Source organism: Faecalimonas sp. LCP19S3_D12, assembly GCF_052121495.1.
Lineage (GTDB): Bacteria > Bacillota > Clostridia > Lachnospirales > Lachnospiraceae > Faecalimonas.
The window spans coordinates 23,093-40,745 of the sequence record NZ_JBQKED010000030.1 but is presented as its reverse complement, the minus strand read 5'-3'; the positions used below and the strand labels follow the sequence as shown (position 1 = coordinate 40,745).

At 37.2% G+C, this 17,653-nt stretch carries 17 protein-coding genes; 8 read left to right on the top strand and 9 right to left on the bottom strand.

Annotated elements, in window-relative coordinates; translation table 11 throughout:
- Positions 1 to 133: 133 nt before the first annotated feature.
- Together ACTQXY_RS10260 and ACTQXY_RS10255 are read right to left on the bottom strand one after the other, a co-directional pair.
- Positions 134 to 577, bottom strand: a complete 444-nt coding sequence (locus tag ACTQXY_RS10260) for an Rrf2 family transcriptional regulator (protein ID WP_441659362.1) — start codon at positions 575 to 577, stop codon at positions 134 to 136.
- 242 nt (positions 578 to 819) lie between these two features.
- Positions 820 to 1,335, bottom strand: coding sequence for a recombinase family protein (locus ACTQXY_RS10255; protein WP_441659361.1), 516 nt, complete (start codon positions 1,333 to 1,335; stop codon positions 820 to 822).
- Positions 1,336 to 1,521: 186 nt separating this feature from the next.
- On the opposite strand from ACTQXY_RS10255, the gene ACTQXY_RS10250 reads away from it, so the two are divergent.
- Complete coding sequence (locus ACTQXY_RS10250; protein WP_441659360.1) at positions 1,522 to 1,962, top strand: C-GCAxxG-C-C family (seleno)protein; 441 nt, start codon at positions 1,522 to 1,524, stop codon at positions 1,960 to 1,962.
- 61 nt (positions 1,963 to 2,023) lie between these two features.
- Here ACTQXY_RS10250 and ACTQXY_RS10245 read toward each other — a convergent pair whose 3' ends face one another.
- The 7 genes from ACTQXY_RS10245 to dnaA all read right to left on the bottom strand — a co-directional run bounded on the left by ACTQXY_RS10245 (position 2,024) and on the right by dnaA (position 11,009).
- A complete protein-coding gene (locus ACTQXY_RS10245; RefSeq protein ID WP_441659359.1) occupies positions 2,024 to 2,476 on the bottom strand; it encodes a superoxide dismutase family protein in 453 nt (150 codons plus the stop codon).
- Between the two features lie 44 nt (positions 2,477 to 2,520).
- On the bottom strand, positions 2,521 to 4,965 hold the full coding sequence (gyrA, locus tag ACTQXY_RS10240; RefSeq protein ID WP_441659358.1) for a DNA gyrase subunit A: 2,445 nt from the start codon (positions 4,963 to 4,965) through the stop codon (positions 2,521 to 2,523).
- Positions 4,966 to 4,982: 17 nt separating this feature from the next.
- Positions 4,983 to 6,899 carry a DNA topoisomerase (ATP-hydrolyzing) subunit B gene (gene gyrB, locus ACTQXY_RS10235; RefSeq protein WP_441659357.1) on the bottom strand — a complete coding sequence of 639 codons (1,917 nt, stop codon included), beginning with the start codon at positions 6,897 to 6,899 and terminating at the stop codon, positions 4,983 to 4,985.
- A gap of 10 nt (positions 6,900 to 6,909) precedes the next feature.
- Positions 6,910 to 8,007, bottom strand: coding sequence for a DNA replication/repair protein RecF (gene recF, locus ACTQXY_RS10230; protein ID WP_441659356.1), 1,098 nt, complete (start codon positions 8,005 to 8,007; stop codon positions 6,910 to 6,912).
- Between the two features lie 22 nt (positions 8,008 to 8,029).
- Positions 8,030 to 8,239 (bottom strand): RNA-binding S4 domain-containing protein, encoded by a 210-nt coding sequence (locus ACTQXY_RS10225; protein WP_441659355.1) that lies wholly within the window; start codon positions 8,237 to 8,239, stop codon positions 8,030 to 8,032.
- A gap of 3 nt (positions 8,240 to 8,242) precedes the next feature.
- Positions 8,243 to 9,352, bottom strand: a complete 1,110-nt coding sequence (gene dnaN, locus ACTQXY_RS10220) for a DNA polymerase III subunit beta (protein WP_441659354.1) — start codon at positions 9,350 to 9,352, stop codon at positions 8,243 to 8,245.
- 271 nt (positions 9,353 to 9,623) lie between these two features.
- The gene (gene dnaA, locus ACTQXY_RS10215) at positions 9,624 to 11,009 is read right to left on the bottom strand and encodes a chromosomal replication initiator protein DnaA (RefSeq protein ID WP_441659353.1); all 1,386 of its coding nucleotides are present in this window, start codon (positions 11,007 to 11,009) and stop codon (positions 9,624 to 9,626) included.
- A 406-nt stretch (positions 11,010 to 11,415) separates the two neighbouring features.
- On the opposite strand from dnaA, the gene rpmH reads away from it, so the two are divergent.
- From rpmH to mnmG, 7 genes are all read left to right on the top strand, one after another.
- Positions 11,416 to 11,550 (top strand): 50S ribosomal protein L34, encoded by a 135-nt coding sequence (gene rpmH / locus ACTQXY_RS10210; protein ID WP_004613283.1) that lies wholly within the window; start codon positions 11,416 to 11,418, stop codon positions 11,548 to 11,550.
- Between the two features lie 49 nt (positions 11,551 to 11,599).
- Positions 11,600 to 11,950: a ribonuclease P protein component gene (gene rnpA, locus ACTQXY_RS10205; RefSeq protein WP_441659352.1), complete on the top strand. Its 351-nt coding sequence runs from the start codon at positions 11,600 to 11,602 to the stop codon at positions 11,948 to 11,950.
- Between the two features lie 3 nt (positions 11,951 to 11,953).
- A complete protein-coding gene (yidD, locus tag ACTQXY_RS10200; protein ID WP_004613281.1) occupies positions 11,954 to 12,166 on the top strand; it encodes a membrane protein insertion efficiency factor YidD in 213 nt (70 codons plus the stop codon).
- Between the two features lie 24 nt (positions 12,167 to 12,190).
- Positions 12,191 to 13,435, top strand: coding sequence for a membrane protein insertase YidC (locus ACTQXY_RS10195; protein ID WP_441659351.1), 1,245 nt, complete (start codon positions 12,191 to 12,193; stop codon positions 13,433 to 13,435).
- Between the two features lie 53 nt (positions 13,436 to 13,488).
- Positions 13,489 to 14,301 (top strand): RNA-binding cell elongation regulator Jag/EloR, encoded by an 813-nt coding sequence (jag, locus tag ACTQXY_RS10190; RefSeq protein WP_441659350.1) that lies wholly within the window; start codon positions 13,489 to 13,491, stop codon positions 14,299 to 14,301.
- Positions 14,302 to 14,367: 66 nt separating this feature from the next.
- Positions 14,368 to 15,741 carry a tRNA uridine-5-carboxymethylaminomethyl(34) synthesis GTPase MnmE gene (gene mnmE / locus ACTQXY_RS10185; protein WP_441659349.1) on the top strand — a complete coding sequence of 458 codons (1,374 nt, stop codon included), beginning with the start codon at positions 14,368 to 14,370 and terminating at the stop codon, positions 15,739 to 15,741.
- Positions 15,707 to 17,653 carry a tRNA uridine-5-carboxymethylaminomethyl(34) synthesis enzyme MnmG gene (mnmG, locus tag ACTQXY_RS10180; protein ID WP_441659348.1) on the top strand — a complete coding sequence of 649 codons (1,947 nt, stop codon included), beginning with the start codon at positions 15,707 to 15,709 and terminating at the stop codon, positions 17,651 to 17,653. The genes mnmE and mnmG overlap by 35 nt, the downstream gene beginning before the upstream one ends.

Genomic DNA, 17,653 nt, shown 5'->3' with positions numbered 1-17,653 from the left:
TGCCACTCGTTATGATAAGTTGGCATTCACATATATGGGGTTTATATGCCTTGCTTCAATCCTGATTTGGATAAAATAATCAAAAACTCATAATTTTCAAACACGCTCTAGCGCAACCAACATTTTGAGTCTCTTACGCACTTTCAATTTCATTTCCCCTTTCATTTTTAGATTTTTCATCATTCATCAAATCCTTCATTTTTATAGTTATCAGCCTCTCTTCCATAGCTTCTTGTAATGCAGAGTAAACTTTTCTCACCGGACAGGAACTTCTCTCATCTCTGTTACAATAGCCCTCTTGTCCCAAACACCTATTAATCTTCGTTGTGTTCTCTGTTGCCTCAATCACATCCCAAAGAGTAATTTCCTGCGCTGTTTTTACAATTTCAATTCCACCTTTTTTTCCTTGATAGCATTTTACAATTCCAACCTCTTCCAGTTTTTTGGTAACTTTCAGAATATAGTTCTTCGGGATTTTTAATTCCTCTGACAATTCACAAGACCGAACAATTCCTCTTTTTTTTAACGGGTAAAGAGTCGCCCGAATTGCATAATCTGTAGTGACACTTAATTGCATATTTTTATTCAAAACAGGATTTAGATAGGTTTGTTTTGTTCAAAGAGAAAATATATATAAGTCCCTATATACTGTCTCTTATTCATAAAATGTATTTGGTATAAAAAGCAGACATTTTCTTCCAGATGTGATAGTATGCTAAGCAAGAAGTAAACATACCAATTTTTCTCATTTTTTATTAAAAATAGTTGTGGGAAAAAATGTCTACTATTTTTACCAATTTTTTCCATATTTTTAAATTTTTACTTTTCAACTACTATTTTTTCCTGTCGCTTAATCCAATTTGAAAACGTATTATGATTTGTATGTAGCTGTCTGGCAGCCTCTCTTTTACTTATTTTTTCATTTTTCCAAAGCTCATAAATTCGATCACACTCTTCTGGTATTTCTCTTTCAGGTCTGCCAAACCTTACACCATTTCTTTTTGCGACTCGAATCCCTTCCGCCTGTCTTTGCTTAATATTTTCTCTTTCAATCTGGGCAACATAAGATAAAATTTGCAGAACCAAATCCGCAAGAAACTTTCCGGTAACACCGCCAACTTGGTTTGTCGTATTTAAAAGCGGAAAATCTAATACAAAAATATCGGCATTTTTTTCTTTTGTGATCACTTTCCATTGTTCTATAATTTCTTCATAATTTCTTCCAAGTCGATCAATTGATTTGATATAGACAACATCTGTACTTTTTAATCTTCTTAACAATTTTTGGTATTTTTCTCGATTGAAATCTTTTCCTGACTGTTTATCAATAAACATATCCTTTTTTTAATGCCAATCTCCAGCATAGCCTCTACCTGTCTTGCAACGTTTTGCTCTCTACTGGATACACGTATATAGGCATAATTGCACATAATATCTCTCCTCTCAAAATGATTGTAATGTATGCTTTTTATAATTATAATAGATATAGAATCACACCGTAATTGAAAGGAGAAAATTGATATGACAAAGGATGTGAATATGAAACAACTTCAAAAAGATGCTGTGGATATTTTTAATCAGGGCTTTGCCTGTTCAGAATCTATAATCTATGCAATTAAGAAAAATTTTGAATTGGAAATGTCTGACGATGCTATTGCAATGAGTTCCGGTTTTCCCTGGGGACTTGGTGGGGGAGGCTGTATTTGTGGTGCCCTTGCCGGCGGAACAATGTGTATTGGATACTTTTTTGGAAGAAAAACTCCGGGTGATCCTAGAATTAACAAATGTTTTGAATTAACAAAAGAACTTCATGATTTTTTCAAAGAAACCTGCGGTGCTACATGCTGCCGTATTCTCACAAAAGGAAAAGAAAGAAATTCTCCTGAAAGAAAAGAGCAGTGTACAAAGTTTGTTGCTGCTACCGTCAAGAAAACAGCAGAAATTATCTTGAGAGAATTATAATCACAACCGCAAAAACACCCTGAATCTCAACGATTCAAGGTGTTTTGTTACAAATGTCTTACTATTCTCTTACTATCTTCCCGCAAGCAATCATCGCCCCTGAATTTCCGGACGGCTGTGTCCGAAAATCATCTGCATTTTCATGTACTATAACCGTTCTTCCGATTACATCTTCCGGATAAAACCGATCAGTATAAAATGCCCCAAATGCAGTTCCGTGATTTGCCAATAACGGCGGCAAGTCTCCTGCATGATTCGGATGTTGTGTATTTTTGGGATTATAATGCGTTCCTGCATTTTGAAATGGTTCTGCCTCTGTTCCGGTACAATTTTCTCCTTCATGTATATGAAATCCATGAAATGTATTATTTTCTGGCAGTCCTGTCACTTCTGCTACAACAATCGTCCCTCCATGTACTCCATAAAAAGAAACATTTCCCTTTAGATTCGGATATTTCCCATTTCCTTTTATCTTTGCATATGCCTCAGGCATTGTGTTCGTGATAGAAAGCATCCTCTCACCTCCTGTATCAGCATATGCAAACATTGTTCTTTTGGTTACTCTGTCTCTCTTACTTTTGCAATACTTGCAACTGTCGCATTGTCATTTAAGTTAATTAATTTTACTCCGGATGTGATACGTCCAAGCACAGATATCGTGCTGCACTCCATACGAATCACAATTCCTTCTGTGTTAATGATCATAACCTCATTGTCTTCATTTACCGCTTTTACTCCAACCACATTTCCAGTCTTTTCTGTAATCTTATAGCATTTCACACCTTTTCCGCCTCGGTTCTGAGGAGTAAATTCTTCCATTGCCGTGCGTTTACCCATACCTTTTTCAGATACGATCAGCAAGTGTGTTCCCTGTGTATGAAGCTGCATACCAACTACCTCATCACGATCTGCAAGATTCATGCCGCGAACGCCCATAGAAGTTCTTCCAGTTGCACGGACATCTTTCTCGTTAAATCGAATACACTGTCCATATTTTGTGACAAGAATGATATCCTGATCCTGATCTGTAAATTTCACTTCAATCAACTCATCCTCTTCTCGAAGTGTAATTGCCGCAAGCCCTGTCTTTCTTACATTTGCATAGTCTGTAATTGGAGTTTTCTTCACGAGACCTTTCTTAGTAGCCATGAACAGATATTGTCCCTCTTTGTACTCATCAATTGGAATCATAGCTGTAATCTTTCCATCCGGCATTAACTGAAGCAGATTGATAATTGCAGTTCCTCTTGCCGTTCTGCTTGCTTCCGGAATCTCGTATCCTTTTAAGCGGTACACGCGTCCCGTATTCGTAAAGAACATGATATAGTGATGTGTCGATGTCATGAACAACTCTTCCACATAGTCTTCATCAATCGTCTGCATTCCTTTGATTCCTTTTCCGCCACGATTCTGACTCTTAAATGTATCTACTGTCATACGTTTAATATATCCAAGTTTTGTCATTGTAATAACAACGTCCTGTCTTGGAATTAAGTCTTCCATAGAAATATCAAATTCATCAAATCCGATTGAAGTTCTTCTCTCATCACTGTATTTACCGTCAATGATTAAAATCTCTTCCTTGATCACACCTAACAACAGTTTTCTGTCTGCTAAGATGGCTCTCAATTCGCCAATTCGTTTCATTAACTCCGCATATTCTGTCTCCAGTTTTTCACGTTCCAAACCTGTCAGGGCACGAAGTCTCATGTCCACAATCGCCTGTGCCTGGACTTCAGTAAGTTCAAATGCTTCTATCAAGCCTTCTTTTGCAATCTGTGTATTTTTTGAACCGCGGATAATGCGGATTACTTCGTCAATATTATCAAGGGCAATCAGTAACCCCTGTAAAATATGGGCGCGCTCTTCTGCCTTATTTAACTCGTACTGAGTTCTTCTTGTCACAACTTCTTCCTGATGCTTTAAATAATAATTCAGCATATCCAGAATATTCATGACTTTCGGCTCATTATTTACGAGTGCAAGCATGATAACACCAAATGTATCCTGAAGCTGTGTATGTTTATATAACTGATTTAAAATGACATTTGCATTCACGTCACGGCGCAGTTCGATACAGATTCTCATGCCTTCTCTGTTTGACTGGTCGCTCAAATCTTTGATACCGTCAATCTTTTTATCTCTTACAAGCTCTGCAATCTTTTCAATCAGACGTGCTTTATTAACCATGTACGGAAGTTCTGTCACTACAATACGGTTCTTTCCGTTCTGCATTGGCTCAATATCTGTCACCGCACGCACTCTGATTTTCCCACGTCCGGTGCGGTATGCTTCCTCAATTCCGCGTGTTCCGAGAATCATTGCTCCGGTTGGAAAATCAGGACCTTTGATAATCTGTAAAATATCTTCAATTGTGGTCTCACCATTTTCATCAATTTGATCATCAATGATTTTTACAACCGCACTGATTACTTCATGCAGATTGTGAGGTGGAATGTTTGTCGCCATACCTACGGCGATACCTGATGTTCCGTTTACAAGCAGATTCGGAAATCTTGCCGGAAGCACAGACGGTTCTTTTTCCGTCTCATCAAAGTTCGGCGTAAAATCAACTGTATTCTTGTTAATGTCAGCCGTCAGTTCCATCGAAATCTTGCTCAGACGAGCCTCTGTATAACGCATCGCCGCAGCGCCATCACCATCTACAGAACCAAAGTTTCCATGTCCATCGACAAGCGGATATCTTGTAGACCATTCCTGCGCCATATTTACGAGTGCACCATAGATTGAGCTGTCACCATGCGGGTGGTATTTACCCATCGTATCACCGACGATACGAGCACATTTACGATGTGGCTTATCCGGACCGTTGTTCAATTCAATCATTGAGTATAAAATTCTTCGCTGTACCGGCTTCAAACCGTCCCGGACATCCGGAAGGGCACGGGAAGCGATAACACTCATCGCATAATCGATATAAGATTCTTCCATTGTCTTTTTCAGATCAATGTCATGCACTTTGTCAAAAATATTATCTTCCATTTTTTATTCTCCAATCTCTAAATGTCCAGGTTATTTACATATTTTGCGTTCTCTTCGATAAATTCTCGTCTCGGTTCTACTTTGTCTCCCATCAAAGTTGTAAATGTAAGATCTAGCTCTGATGTGGATTCTTCGTCCATTGTCACACGAAGAAGAATTCTGTGCTCCGGATCCATAGTTGTCTCCCAAAGCTGATCTGCATCCATCTCCCCAAGACCTTTGTAACGCTGAATCTTGTTATTTCCATCTCTTCCAACTTCCAGAAGAATCTTATTTAGCTCTTCATCACTGTACGCATACCATACTTTTTTGTTCTTTTCCAGCTTATAAAGCGGCGGCTGTGCCAGATACACATAACCTTCTTTGATCAGTTCTGGCATAAAACGATACAGGAATGTTAATAATAACGTACTGATGTGAGCTCCATCGACATCGGCATCAGTCATGATGATGATCTTGTGATAACGAAGCTTTGAAATATCAAAATCATCGTGTATTCCCGTTCCAAATGCAGTGATCATCGCCTTAATCTCTGCATTGGCATAAATTTTATCTAATCTGGCTTTCTCCACGTTCAGGATTTTTCCACGAAGCGGCAAGATAGCCTGTGTTGCTCTGTCTCTGGCTGTCTTTGCAGACCCCCCCGCAGAATCACCCTCTACAATGTAAATCTCACAGTTTGCAGGGTCCTTATCTGAACAGTCGGCAAGCTTGCCCGGAAGTGACATTCCTTCTAACGCAGATTTTCTTCTCGTCAGATCTCTCGCTTTTCTGGCTGCCTCTCTTGCTCTTTGAGCCATGACAGACTTCTCCACTGTCATCTTTGCGACATTCGGATTCTGCTCTAAGAAAATCTCTAACTGCGTACTTACGATATTGTCGACCGCACCACGAGCTTCACTGTTTCCTAATTTTTGTTTTGTCTGTCCTTCAAACTGTGGATCTTCAATCTTTACGCTGATAATCGCCGTCAGACCTTCTCGGATATCTTCTCCGGAAAGATTTGGCTCGTTGTCTTTTAATAATTTATTTTTTCTCGCATATTCATTGAATGTCTTTGTCAGAGCATTTCGGAATCCAACGACATGTGTACCGCCTTCCGGTGTTGTAATATTATTTACAAATCCATATGTGTTATCGCTGTAAGAGTCATTGTGCTGCATTGCAACCTCTACTGCGACACCGTCTTTTTCACCTTCACAGTAAATAATCTGCTCATAAAGAGGTGTCTTGCTTTTATTCAGGTACTGCACAAACTCCTTAATTCCACCCTCGTAGTGGAAAGTCTTCTCAATCGGCTCCTCCGGTCTTTCATCTCTCAGGACAATTTTAAGATTTTTTGTTAAAAATGCCATCTCACGAAAACGCTGTTTCAATGTATCATAATCAAATACTGTCTCCTCAAAAATCTCTTTATCTGGAAGAAATGTAACTTTTGTTCCTGTCTTTTGTGCATCACATTCATCTACAACCTTTAGTTTATAGATTACCTTACCTCTCTCGTATCTCTGCTTATAGACTTTTCCTTCGTTGTAAATCTCAACTTCAAGCCATTCAGAAAGTGCATTTACAACAGACGCACCAACTCCGTGAAGTCCTCCAGACACTTTATATCCACCACCGCCAAATTTTCCTCCGGCATGCAGTACCGTAAATACAACCTCCACCGCCGGAAGTCCTGCTTTGTGGTTGATTCCTACCGGAATTCCACGTCCATTATCAATAACCGTAATGGAATTATCTTCGTTAATTGATACGAAAATCGTATCACAATATCCCGCCAATGCCTCATCTACTGCGTTATCTACAATCTCATACACCAAATGATGAAGTCCTCTGATTGAGGTACTTCCAATATACATTCCCGGTCTTTTTCTTACTGCTTCTAATCCTTCTAGTATCTGGATTTGATCTGCACCATATTCTGCACTCATATAAATCCTCCTATATTTTCGATTCGTTCAGAACTTTTACTTCGCCTTGTTTTACATATAAAACTTTATTTATAGAAAAACGATGATTCACAAAATCGTCTAATCCTGTACACGTGATTAGAGTCTGCACATCGCGAATGCTGTCTAATAAATAGTTTTGCCTGTGTTTATCCAATTCAGACAAAACATCATCCAATAATAATATTGGCGTATCTTTTATAATCTCTTTTACAAGTTCTATCTCTGATAGTTTCAATGATAACGCCGCCGTCCTCTGCTGACCCTGAGAGCCAAATTTACGAATATCCAAATCATTCGTCATAAAACAAATATCATCTCTGTGAGGTCCGACGGAAGTACTTTTCATCCGGATATCCCGCTCTCTGTTTTTTAAAAGTGCCTTTTCAAATTCTAAATTTCCGATTCCCGGCTCATAGTAAAGCTTTAGCTCTTCTTTCCCACCAGTCAACTTTTTATGTACTTCTGAAATAATATCATTCACCTGTCCTATAAACTTCTTTCGTCTCTCAATAATCTTATTTCCATACTGAATAAGCTGAAGATCCCATATTTCAAGCGTTTCAAGCAAATCATTCCTGTTATAGACATCTTTTAACAATTTATTTCTCTGGTTAATAATTCGATTATAGTTCGACAGGTCGCTGAGATATAATTTATCAAGCTGTGCAAGTTCCAAATCAATAAATCGTCTTCTCTCTGCCGGACCATTTTTGATAATATTCAAATCTTCCGGCGAGAAAAACACGATATTAATAATTCCAAATAACTCACTTGCTTTGCGAATTGGAATTTTGTTAATTGCAATTCCTTTCGGACTGTTTTTTTTCAAATGCATGTCAATCTGAAAAGGAACTCCATTCTTTTCTACTACAGTCTCAATATGAGCCTCGTCATGTCCAAACTGTATCATATCGCGGTCTTTTGTCCCACGATGAGATTTCGTCGTCCCTGATAAATAGATGGATTCGAGAATGTTAGTTTTTCCCTGTGCATTATCTCCACAAAAAATATTGGTAGCTGCATCAAACTCTATGTTTAACAAATTATAATTTCTAAAATTTTTCAATTTTAAAGACTTTACTATCATCCTTACACCAACTATTCATGTTCTATTTTTCAATCTTTATCTCTGTTCCATCAAAAAATACGATGTCTCCATCATAAAGTTTCTTTCCTCTTCTTGTATCGACTTCTCCATTGACTTTTACAAAACCATCCTGAATCACTTCTTTTGCTTCCACTCCGGATTCCACAAGTCCTGCCGCTTTCAAAGCCTGACCAAGTTTAATAAATTCTTCTCTTAATTTTATAATTTCCATTTCTTAAACTCCTGCATTAAAGTTAACCGGCAAAATCAAATACACGTAGCTTTCTTTCTCATCTCTGATAAAGCATGGTGCTTTCGCATTCATAAGATAAATTGTAACTTCCTCATCCTCGATCACACGAAGTGCATCGATTAAGAATTTTGGATTAAATCCAATCAAAAGATCTTTTCCTTCTTTGGAAATCATAATCTCTTCGTTCATAGAACCTAGCTGAGATTGGATTTTCAATTCCATAATTTCGTCCATGATATTGATGATAATTGGTTTTTTATCTCCTTCTTTTACCAGAAGCGTTGCTCTGTCAATACAACTTAAAAGTTCTTTTTTATTGATTTTTACCTTTGTTTCATAGTCGCTGGACAACATCTGATCAATACGGAAATACTCTCCTTCAATCAAACGTGACACAACCACTGTATTGTCAAATTCAAATATAACATGGTTGTCCGTGAACGACAGACATACTGTACTATCAGCCTCACCTGATAAAATTTTGCTTACTTCCACCAATGTCTTTCCAGGAACGACAACTTTTCCGGTTTGATATTTTTTTGTCAATTCTGTCTTTCTGATCGAAATACGGTGTCCGTCAAGCGATACTACTTTCAGAATATTTTCATCAATTTCAAACAATTCACCGGTCATTAACTTGTTGCTATCGTTGTCTGCAATTGAGAAAATTGTCTGACGAATCAATTCTTTTAATGTAAACTGTGATAAAGTGATGGATTCTGCTTTTTCAATATATGGAAGATAAGAAAAATCTTCTCCTGATTTGGCAGAAATACTAAATTTTGCCTTTTCACAGGTAATCATTGTCTGAAGATTGCTGTCTGATTCAATTGTAATCTCATTATCAGGGAGTTTTCTGACAATTTCAGAAAAAATCTTTGCATCTATCGCAATAACACCTTTTTGAATAATGTCTCCTTCAATAATGGTATCAATTCCTAATTCCATATCGTTGGCTGTCAACTTAATAATATCTGTTGTTGCATCTATAAGAATACATTCAAGAATAGGCATTGTTGTTTTTGAAGGGACTGCTTTTGATACAATATTAACTCCCTTTACAAGGTTTGATTTTGTACAAATGATTTTCATGTGTATAACTCCTTTCGGGTTGTTTTGTGTATATATTTATTAAAAGTTATCCGCCGTATCCGTCTTAGGGGGTGTGGATATGTGTATAACCCTAGAAAACCCCGATTTTAACGAAATTTAAGGACAGGAAAACTGTGTTGATAAATAAAAAAGTTTACGTTGACAGAAGATGGACAACTTTTTACGAAAAATCGGTTATTTTTTTATCCACATTCTGAGAACAAGTTATCAACAGTTTATTCACGTTCTTTATACGACTTATAAACAAATCTTAAACAGGATTAATTTTCTTTTTAATAATCTCAATCGTATTATTCAATGCTTCATTGGTCTTAATATCTTCAGTAACTTTATCTACTCCATGACTGACGGTAGAATGGTCACGTCCTCCGAGCATAATTCCAATTGATTTTAAAGGAGTATCTGTCATTGTACGACACAAATACATTGCAATCTGCCTTGAGTTTGCAATGTTCGCATTACGTTTTCCACTTTTTAAGTCTGCAATAGAGACAGAAAAATGCTCGGAAACAACCTCTAATATCAGTTCCGGAGTGATCTGTCTGTTTTTATTTGGTGATACAATATCTTTTAAAGCCTCTGCAGCAAGCATAATATTAATCTCTTCATTTTTTAATTTATGAAGAGCAATCAATTTATTCAGTGAACCTTCCAACTCACGGATGTTCGATTTGACATTAGTAGCAATATACTGCATAACTTCATTTGAAATATGATATTTTTGAAGTCCGTCTAACTCTTCTTTTTTTCGAAGAATGGCCATCCTTGTCTCATAATCAGGTGAAGAAATGTCGGCAATCAATCCCCATTCAAAACGGGTTCGAAGTCTTGCTTCTAAAGTCTCGATATCCTTTGGAGGCTTATCACTTGAGATAATAATCTGTTTACCTGATACATGTAAATGATTAAAGGTATGGAAAAATTCTTCCTGTGTACTTTCTTTTCCGATAATAAATTGAACGTCATCGATCAGCAAAACGTCAATGTTACGGTACTTTTCACGAAAAGCAGTCATTGCAAGTTCATTGCCACCGCTTGTCTTACCACTTTTCAATGCTTCGATCAATTCATTTGTAAAGGTCTCGCTTGTGACATACAATACTTTTTTTGTCGGATCTTTTTCTAATATAAAATGTGCAATGGAATGCATCAGATGGGTCTTTCCAAGTCCAACACCTCCGTACAAAAAGAGAGGATTATAAATCTCTCCAGGAGATTCTGATACAGCCAAAGAAGCAGCGTGGGCAAAATTGTTGTTTCCACCAACTACAAATGTATCAAAAGTATATTTAGGATTCAGATTCGCCTGCTCAAAAATACTATTTTGAGTTACATTTTTTTTATAAGTATCATCTTGATTTTTCACATTAATATTCTGAGAATCATCAACTGTAATAAATTTTACTTCAAATTCCTGTTCAGTTATTTCTGCAATGCAGACTTGAAAAGGCAAAAGATATTTTTGACTAATATAATCCACACTTGACTTCAAAGGCACAAGAATATAAACCGTAGAATCTGATACATTGTAGACTTCTAAAGGTTCAATCCAGGTTCGGAAAGAAACGTTAGAAAGTCCATATTCGATCTTCAATTTGTGGATAATCTCAGCCCATTTTTCTGCTACAATATTCATTCCGTTAACTCCTAATCTTTACATTTAAGGTATACCTACTCCAGAGTATATCTCTACACTATTCTACATCAAAATAAGTAGATAAGCAATGACTAATCCATGTGGAAAACTTTTTAGACAGCAAAAAATAAAGTAAAATCGTAAAAAAGAAGAAAAATAAATTTTAAATTAACAGTTTATCCACAGGAAATCCACAAGTTATCCACAAAATGTGGAAAACTTGTGGAAAACTTTGTAAAACAGTTCAGCCATGAACTGTCGTTAAAAATATAAAAAAAATCTCAAAAAAATATATCCAGAATCCCTTGACGTAGAGGGATTTATTGACTATAATTAAGTGCGATGTCTAAAAAAATATGTACTTATATTAATTATATATAGGTTTGAGTCAAGGAGGTGGATATCAATGAAAATGACATTCCAACCAAAAAAGAGATCTAGATCAAAAGTTCATGGATTTAGAGCAAGAATGAGCACAGCTGGTGGAAGAAAAGTTTTAGCAGCTAGAAGAGCAAAAGGAAGAAAACAGTTATCAGCGTAGGCCGCATATATGTGGCCTTTTCTTCTATGTAAAAAGTGGAGAGAGAAGAATGCATTTTTCCGAATCATTGAAAAAAAATAAAGACTTTCAGATTGTTTATAGAAAAGGACAGTCTTATGCTAATAAGTATCTGGTCATGTATATTTATCAGAATCAGAGTGAAAGAAATCGTTTGGGTATTTCAGTGAGCAAAAAGGTTGGCAATAGTGTAGTAAGACACAGGCTAACAAGATTAATTAGAGAAAGCTATAGACTACAAGAAGATAAATTCCAGGATGGATTGGATATTGTTATTATTGCGAGAGCAGGTGCAAAAGGTAGAACATATAAAGAGATAGAGAGTGCACTGATTCATTTGGGAAAACTTCATAATATTATAGATTCACATTTGGAGATGTAAAAATTGAAAAGAATATTTATAGGACTCATTAAGTTTTATAGAAAATATTTATCCGGACTGAAAACAGCAAGTTGCTGCAAATATTTTCCGACTTGTTCCCAGTATGGACTGGAAGCGATTGAAAAATACGGCGCATTAAAGGGTGGACTGCTTACAGTGTGGAGAATTTTACGTTGTAATCCATTTTCAAAAGGCGGGTATGATCCGGTGCCTTAAGAATAACATTTGGAGGAGAAAAATATGGGTATTGTATTGACGCAGTCGAATACTTTTATTATTGGAAGTATTGCAAAACTGCTCGGATTTATCATGAATGGAATTTTTAATGCGTTGAGTTATATTGGTATTGAGAATATTGGTCTTAGTATCATTATATTTACAGTCATTGTATATACATTGATGATTCCGATGACGATTAAGCAGCAGAAATTTTCAAGAATGTCGGCTGTCATGAATCCGGAGATTCAGAAAATTCAGAAAAAATATAAAAATAAAAAAGATCAGGCATCTATGATGAAGATGCAGGAAGAGACGAAGCTGGTTTATGAAAAATATGGAACATCGCCGACTGGCGGGTGTCTTGGTTCACTGATTCAGTTCCCTATTTTGTTTGCATTATGGCCGGTTATTCAAAATATTCCAGCATATGTAACAAGCATTAAAGATGCATATATGCCTTTGGTTAACCAGATTATGGCGACAGACGGTTACCAGAAAATCATGGAAGGGATCGGAAAAGCAAGTCCGATCATGATCAATCCTGAAACATATGATTATAGCAAAGCAAATACACTCGTTGACGTATTATACAAATTCAGACCGGGAACTTGGGATACACTTGCAGATAAATTTCCGGACTTGACAAATTTAATTGATTCTACAAAAAACAGTTTAACACATTTGAATACATTTCTTGGAATCAATATTGCAGAGACACCGGGATCTATGTTTATGACAGCAACAAAGAACTTTTCTATCGGTCTGATTATCGTTGCACTTGCAATTCCGGTATTATCCGGACTTTCACAGTGGATCAGTGCAAAACTGATGCAGCAGGCGACATCAACAGGAAATGATGATGATAACCCGATGGCGGCGCAGATGAAGACAATGATGAATGTTATGCCGTTGATTTCTGTGTTTATGTGTTTCTCAATGCCGGCAGGTCTTGGTATCTACTGGATTGCCAGTGCGGTAGTAAGAACGATTCAGCAGCTTATAATCAATAAATTCTTAAGCAAGAAATCAATGGATGAGCTGATTGAAGAGAATGTGAAAAAAGCAGCTAAGAAACGTGAGAAAAAAGATGCCGTTTCCGGAAGAGAAATCAATGCGATGGCACACAAAAATGTAAAGAACATTGAGGAGCCAAAGAGAAAAACAACAAGCAGCAATAATATTGATTCTTATAAGCAAAATGCAAAACCAGGAAGTTTGGCATCAAAAGCGAATATGGTAAGCGATTTTAATAAAAACAAAAAATAGGCTAAACCAAAATTCTTATTTTAGGAAGATAAGAATGTCAAGGAGGGTTTAAGATGAATGAGATTAGAGTATCAGCAAAAAATGTGAGTGATGCAATTACAGAGGCAAGTATTCAGCTTGGGGTTACAAGCAGTGAATTAGAATATGAGGTAATTGAAAAAGGAAGCGCCGGTTTTTTAGGAATCGGAAGTAAGCAGGCGGTTATCAGAGCTTGGAAAAAAGTAAAGGAAGAATCTGTAGAAGAGATAAGAACAGAGGTTCAGCATGAGAAAAAAACTTCATCAGAACAACAGACTGAAAAGATAAAAAGCATTACAGAACCTTATAAAGATGTAAAAAAGACAGAACATGTTAAAAAAGAACATGTCAAAGAAGTTATAAAAAGAGAAGAAAAACTTTCTGAAGTACAGGAAAATACAAAAGAAGCTTGTGAAAAATTCCTGCATGATGTCTTAAAAACAATGGGAATGGAAGTTGAGATTATTTCAAGTATTGATCAGGATGGCGCTTTGTGTATCGAGATGCAGGGTGAGCATATGGGAATTCTCATCGGAAAACGTGGACAGACTCTGGATTCTCTTCAGTATTTGACAAATCGTGTAGCGAATAAAATGCAGGATGGTTATGTGCGTGTCAAACTAGATACAGAAAATTACCGTCAGAGAAGAAAAGAGACATTAGAAAATCTTGCAAAAAACATTGCTTACAAAGTAAAGAGAACAAAGAAACCTGTTTCATTGGAGCCTATGAATCCTTATGAAAGAAGAATTATTCATTCAGCACTTCAAGCGGATAAATATGTGTCTACACACAGTGAAGGTGAAGAACCTTATAGAAGAGTAGTAGTGACATTGGCAAGAAAATAAATGTGAATTGGGGACGGGGGTGATATCATATCATCCCCGTCCTTAGTTACACTTGGAGGAAAAAATATGAAAACAGATACAATTGCAGCAATTGCGACAGCCATGACGAATTCAGGAATCGGAATTGTCAGAATGAGTGGTGATGAAGCATTTGAAATTATCCAGAAGATTTATAAAGGAAAAAAAGAAAAATATTTTCAGGAAGAAAAAGGTTACACAATACATTATGGATATATTGTAGATGGTGAAGAGACAATTGATGAGGTGCTTGTGATGATCATGCGGGGACCACATAGCTTTACAGGTGAAGATACTGTGGAGATCAATTGTCATGGCGGTGTTTATGTGATGAAACGTATTTTGGAAACTGTGATCAAATATGGAGCGCGACCTGCCGATCCAGGTGAATTTACAAAGCGTGCATTTTTAAATGGGAGAATGGATTTGTCTCAGGCAGAGGCAGTCATTGATGTCATTCATTCCAAAAATGAGTATGCACTGAAAAGTTCTGTGAGCCAGTTAAAAGGAACGGTTCATCAGAAAATAAAGAAAATAAGAGAAGAAATTTTATATCACACTGCGTTTATTGAGACAGCCCTAGATGATCCGGAGCATATCAGTGTGGATGGATATGGTGGAGAACTGAAGGTGGTTGTGGATAAACTACTGGAAGAACTGAAGGCATTGTTGATAAGTTCTGACAATGGACGGATTATCAAAGAAGGAATTAAGACGGTTATTGTCGGAAAACCAAATGCAGGAAAGTCCTCGCTTTTAAATGTATTGGTCGGTGAAGACCGTGCGATTGTGACAGATATTGAAGGGACAACGAGAGATGTTTTGGAGGAATCCATTCAGCTTCAGGGAATCAGTCTGAATATCATGGATACCGCAGGAATCCGCAATACAGAGGATATAGTGGAAAAAATCGGTGTGGACAAAGCAAAAGAGCATGCGAATGAGGCTGATTTAATTATTTATGTTGTAGATGCATCTAGAAATCTGGATGAGAATGATATGGAGATCATTCAGATGATTCAGGATAAAAAGGCAGTGATTTTATTAAATAAATCAGATCTTGCTACTGTTGTATCAAAAGATATGTTAAAATCATATATTGAAAAGCCGATGATTGAGATATCTGCAAAAGAAGAGAGTGGAATCAAAGAGTTGGAAGAGACATTAAAGGATATGTTTTTCCATGGAGATATTTCTTTTAATGATGAGGTTTATATTACAAATATTCGTCATAAGGCGGCAATTCAGGATGCTTATGATAGTTTGGAAAAAGTAAATATGAGTATAAAAAATAATATGCCGGAGGATTTTTATTCCATTGATTTGTTGGATGCGTACGAATCTCTTGGAAGCATTACCGGCGAGACGATAGGAGAAGATTTGGTAAATGAAATATTCAGTAAATTCTGTATGGGAAAATAAAGATGAATATGATGTAGTTGTAGTCGGAGCAGGGCATGCAGGCTGTGAAGCGGCGCTTGCCTGTGCACGACTGGGAATAAAAACAATTATTTTTACAGTGAGTGTGGATAGTATTGCTTTGATGCCTTGTAATCCAAATATCGGCGGAAGCTCGAAAGGACATTTGGTAAAGGAAGTAGACGCGCTCGGCGGTGAGATGGGAAAAGTGATCGATCAGACATTTATCCAGTCAAAAATGTTAAATAAGTCAAAGGGACCGGCAGTACATTCGTTGAGAGCACAGGCAGATAAAGCAAATTACAGCAAGACGATGCGCATGGTTTTGGAAAATCAGGAAAATCTTGAAATCAAACAGGCGGAAGTGACAGATATTCTTACGAAAGACGGAAAAATTGAGGGAGTGCAGACCTACTCCGGAGCAGTTTATAAATGTAAAGCTGTTATTTTGTGTACAGGAACGTATTTGAAAGCGAGATGTATTTATGGAGAAATCAGTCAGGAGACAGGACCAAACGGACTTCAGGCAGCGACTTATCTGACAGATTCCTTGAAAAAACTCGAAATCGAGATGTATCGCTTTAAAACAGGAACACCGGCAAGAATTGATAAAAAATCCATTGATTTTTCAAAGATGGAGGAACAATTCGGTGATGAGAGAGTTGTTCCGTTTTCCTTTACGACAAATCCGGAAGATGTTCAGATTGAGCAGGCCTCTTGTTGGCTGACTTACACAAACGAAAAGACACATGAGATTATTCGGGCAAATCTAGACCGTTCCCCATTATTTTCAGGGATGATAGAAGGAACCGGACCGAGATATTGTCCATCTATTGAAGATAAGGTAGTGAAATTTGCGGATAAAAATAAGCATCAGGTATTTATTGAGCCGGAAGGTCTGGATACAAATGAGATGTATGTGGGAGGAATGTCAAGCTCGCTGCCGGAGGATGTCCAGTATGCTATGTACCGCAGTGTACCGGGGCTTGAACATGCAAAAATCGTGAGAAACGCATATGCGATTGAGTACGACTGTATCGATGCCAGACAGCTCTACCCAACATTGGAGTTTAAGAACGTTGGAGGTTTGTACAGTGGAGGACAATTCAATGGAAGTTCCGGATATGAGGAAGCTGCCGCACAAGGGCTTGTAGCGGGGATAAATGCGGCTTTAAAGATCTTAGGCAGGCAACAGATCGTCTTGGACCGTTCGCAGGCTTATATCGGCGTTTTGATTGATGATTTGGTTACAAAAGAGAGCCATGAGCCTTACCGCATGATGACGTCCCGTGCGGAATATCGTCTGTTGCTCCGTCAGGATAATGCAGACCAGCGTTTGACGAAGATTGGACATGAGATTGGATTGATTTCAGATGAGCGTTACGAGTATCTTTTGGAAAAAGAAAGAATTATTGCATTTGAGGTAGAACGATTAGAACATACAAATATCGGTGCAGCACAGGAAGTACAGGATTTACTTGTGAAATATGGAAGTACACCTTTGAACTCAGGAACAACACTTGCAGAATTGATTCGCAGACCAGAACTTTCTTATGAAGTATTAGAGCCGATTGATAAGAGAAGAAATATCGTACAAAAATGTGCGGAAAAATATCCTGAAAATGTAGATAAATTGTGTCAGGAAGTTGTAGAGCAAGTAAATATCAATATTAAATATGATGGATATATTAAGAGACAGCAAAAGCAAGTAGAGCAGTTTAAAAAGTTGGAAAAGAAAAGAATTCCAGAAGATATCGACTATGATGTGATTAAGAGTCTTCGTATCGAGGCAGTACAAAAATTGAAGCAGTATCGTCCTTTGTCCATTGGGCAGGCATCTAGAATTTCAGGAGTATCACCTGCAGATATTTCTGTATTGTTAGTATATTTGAGTGGAAAGAATGAAACGAGGTAG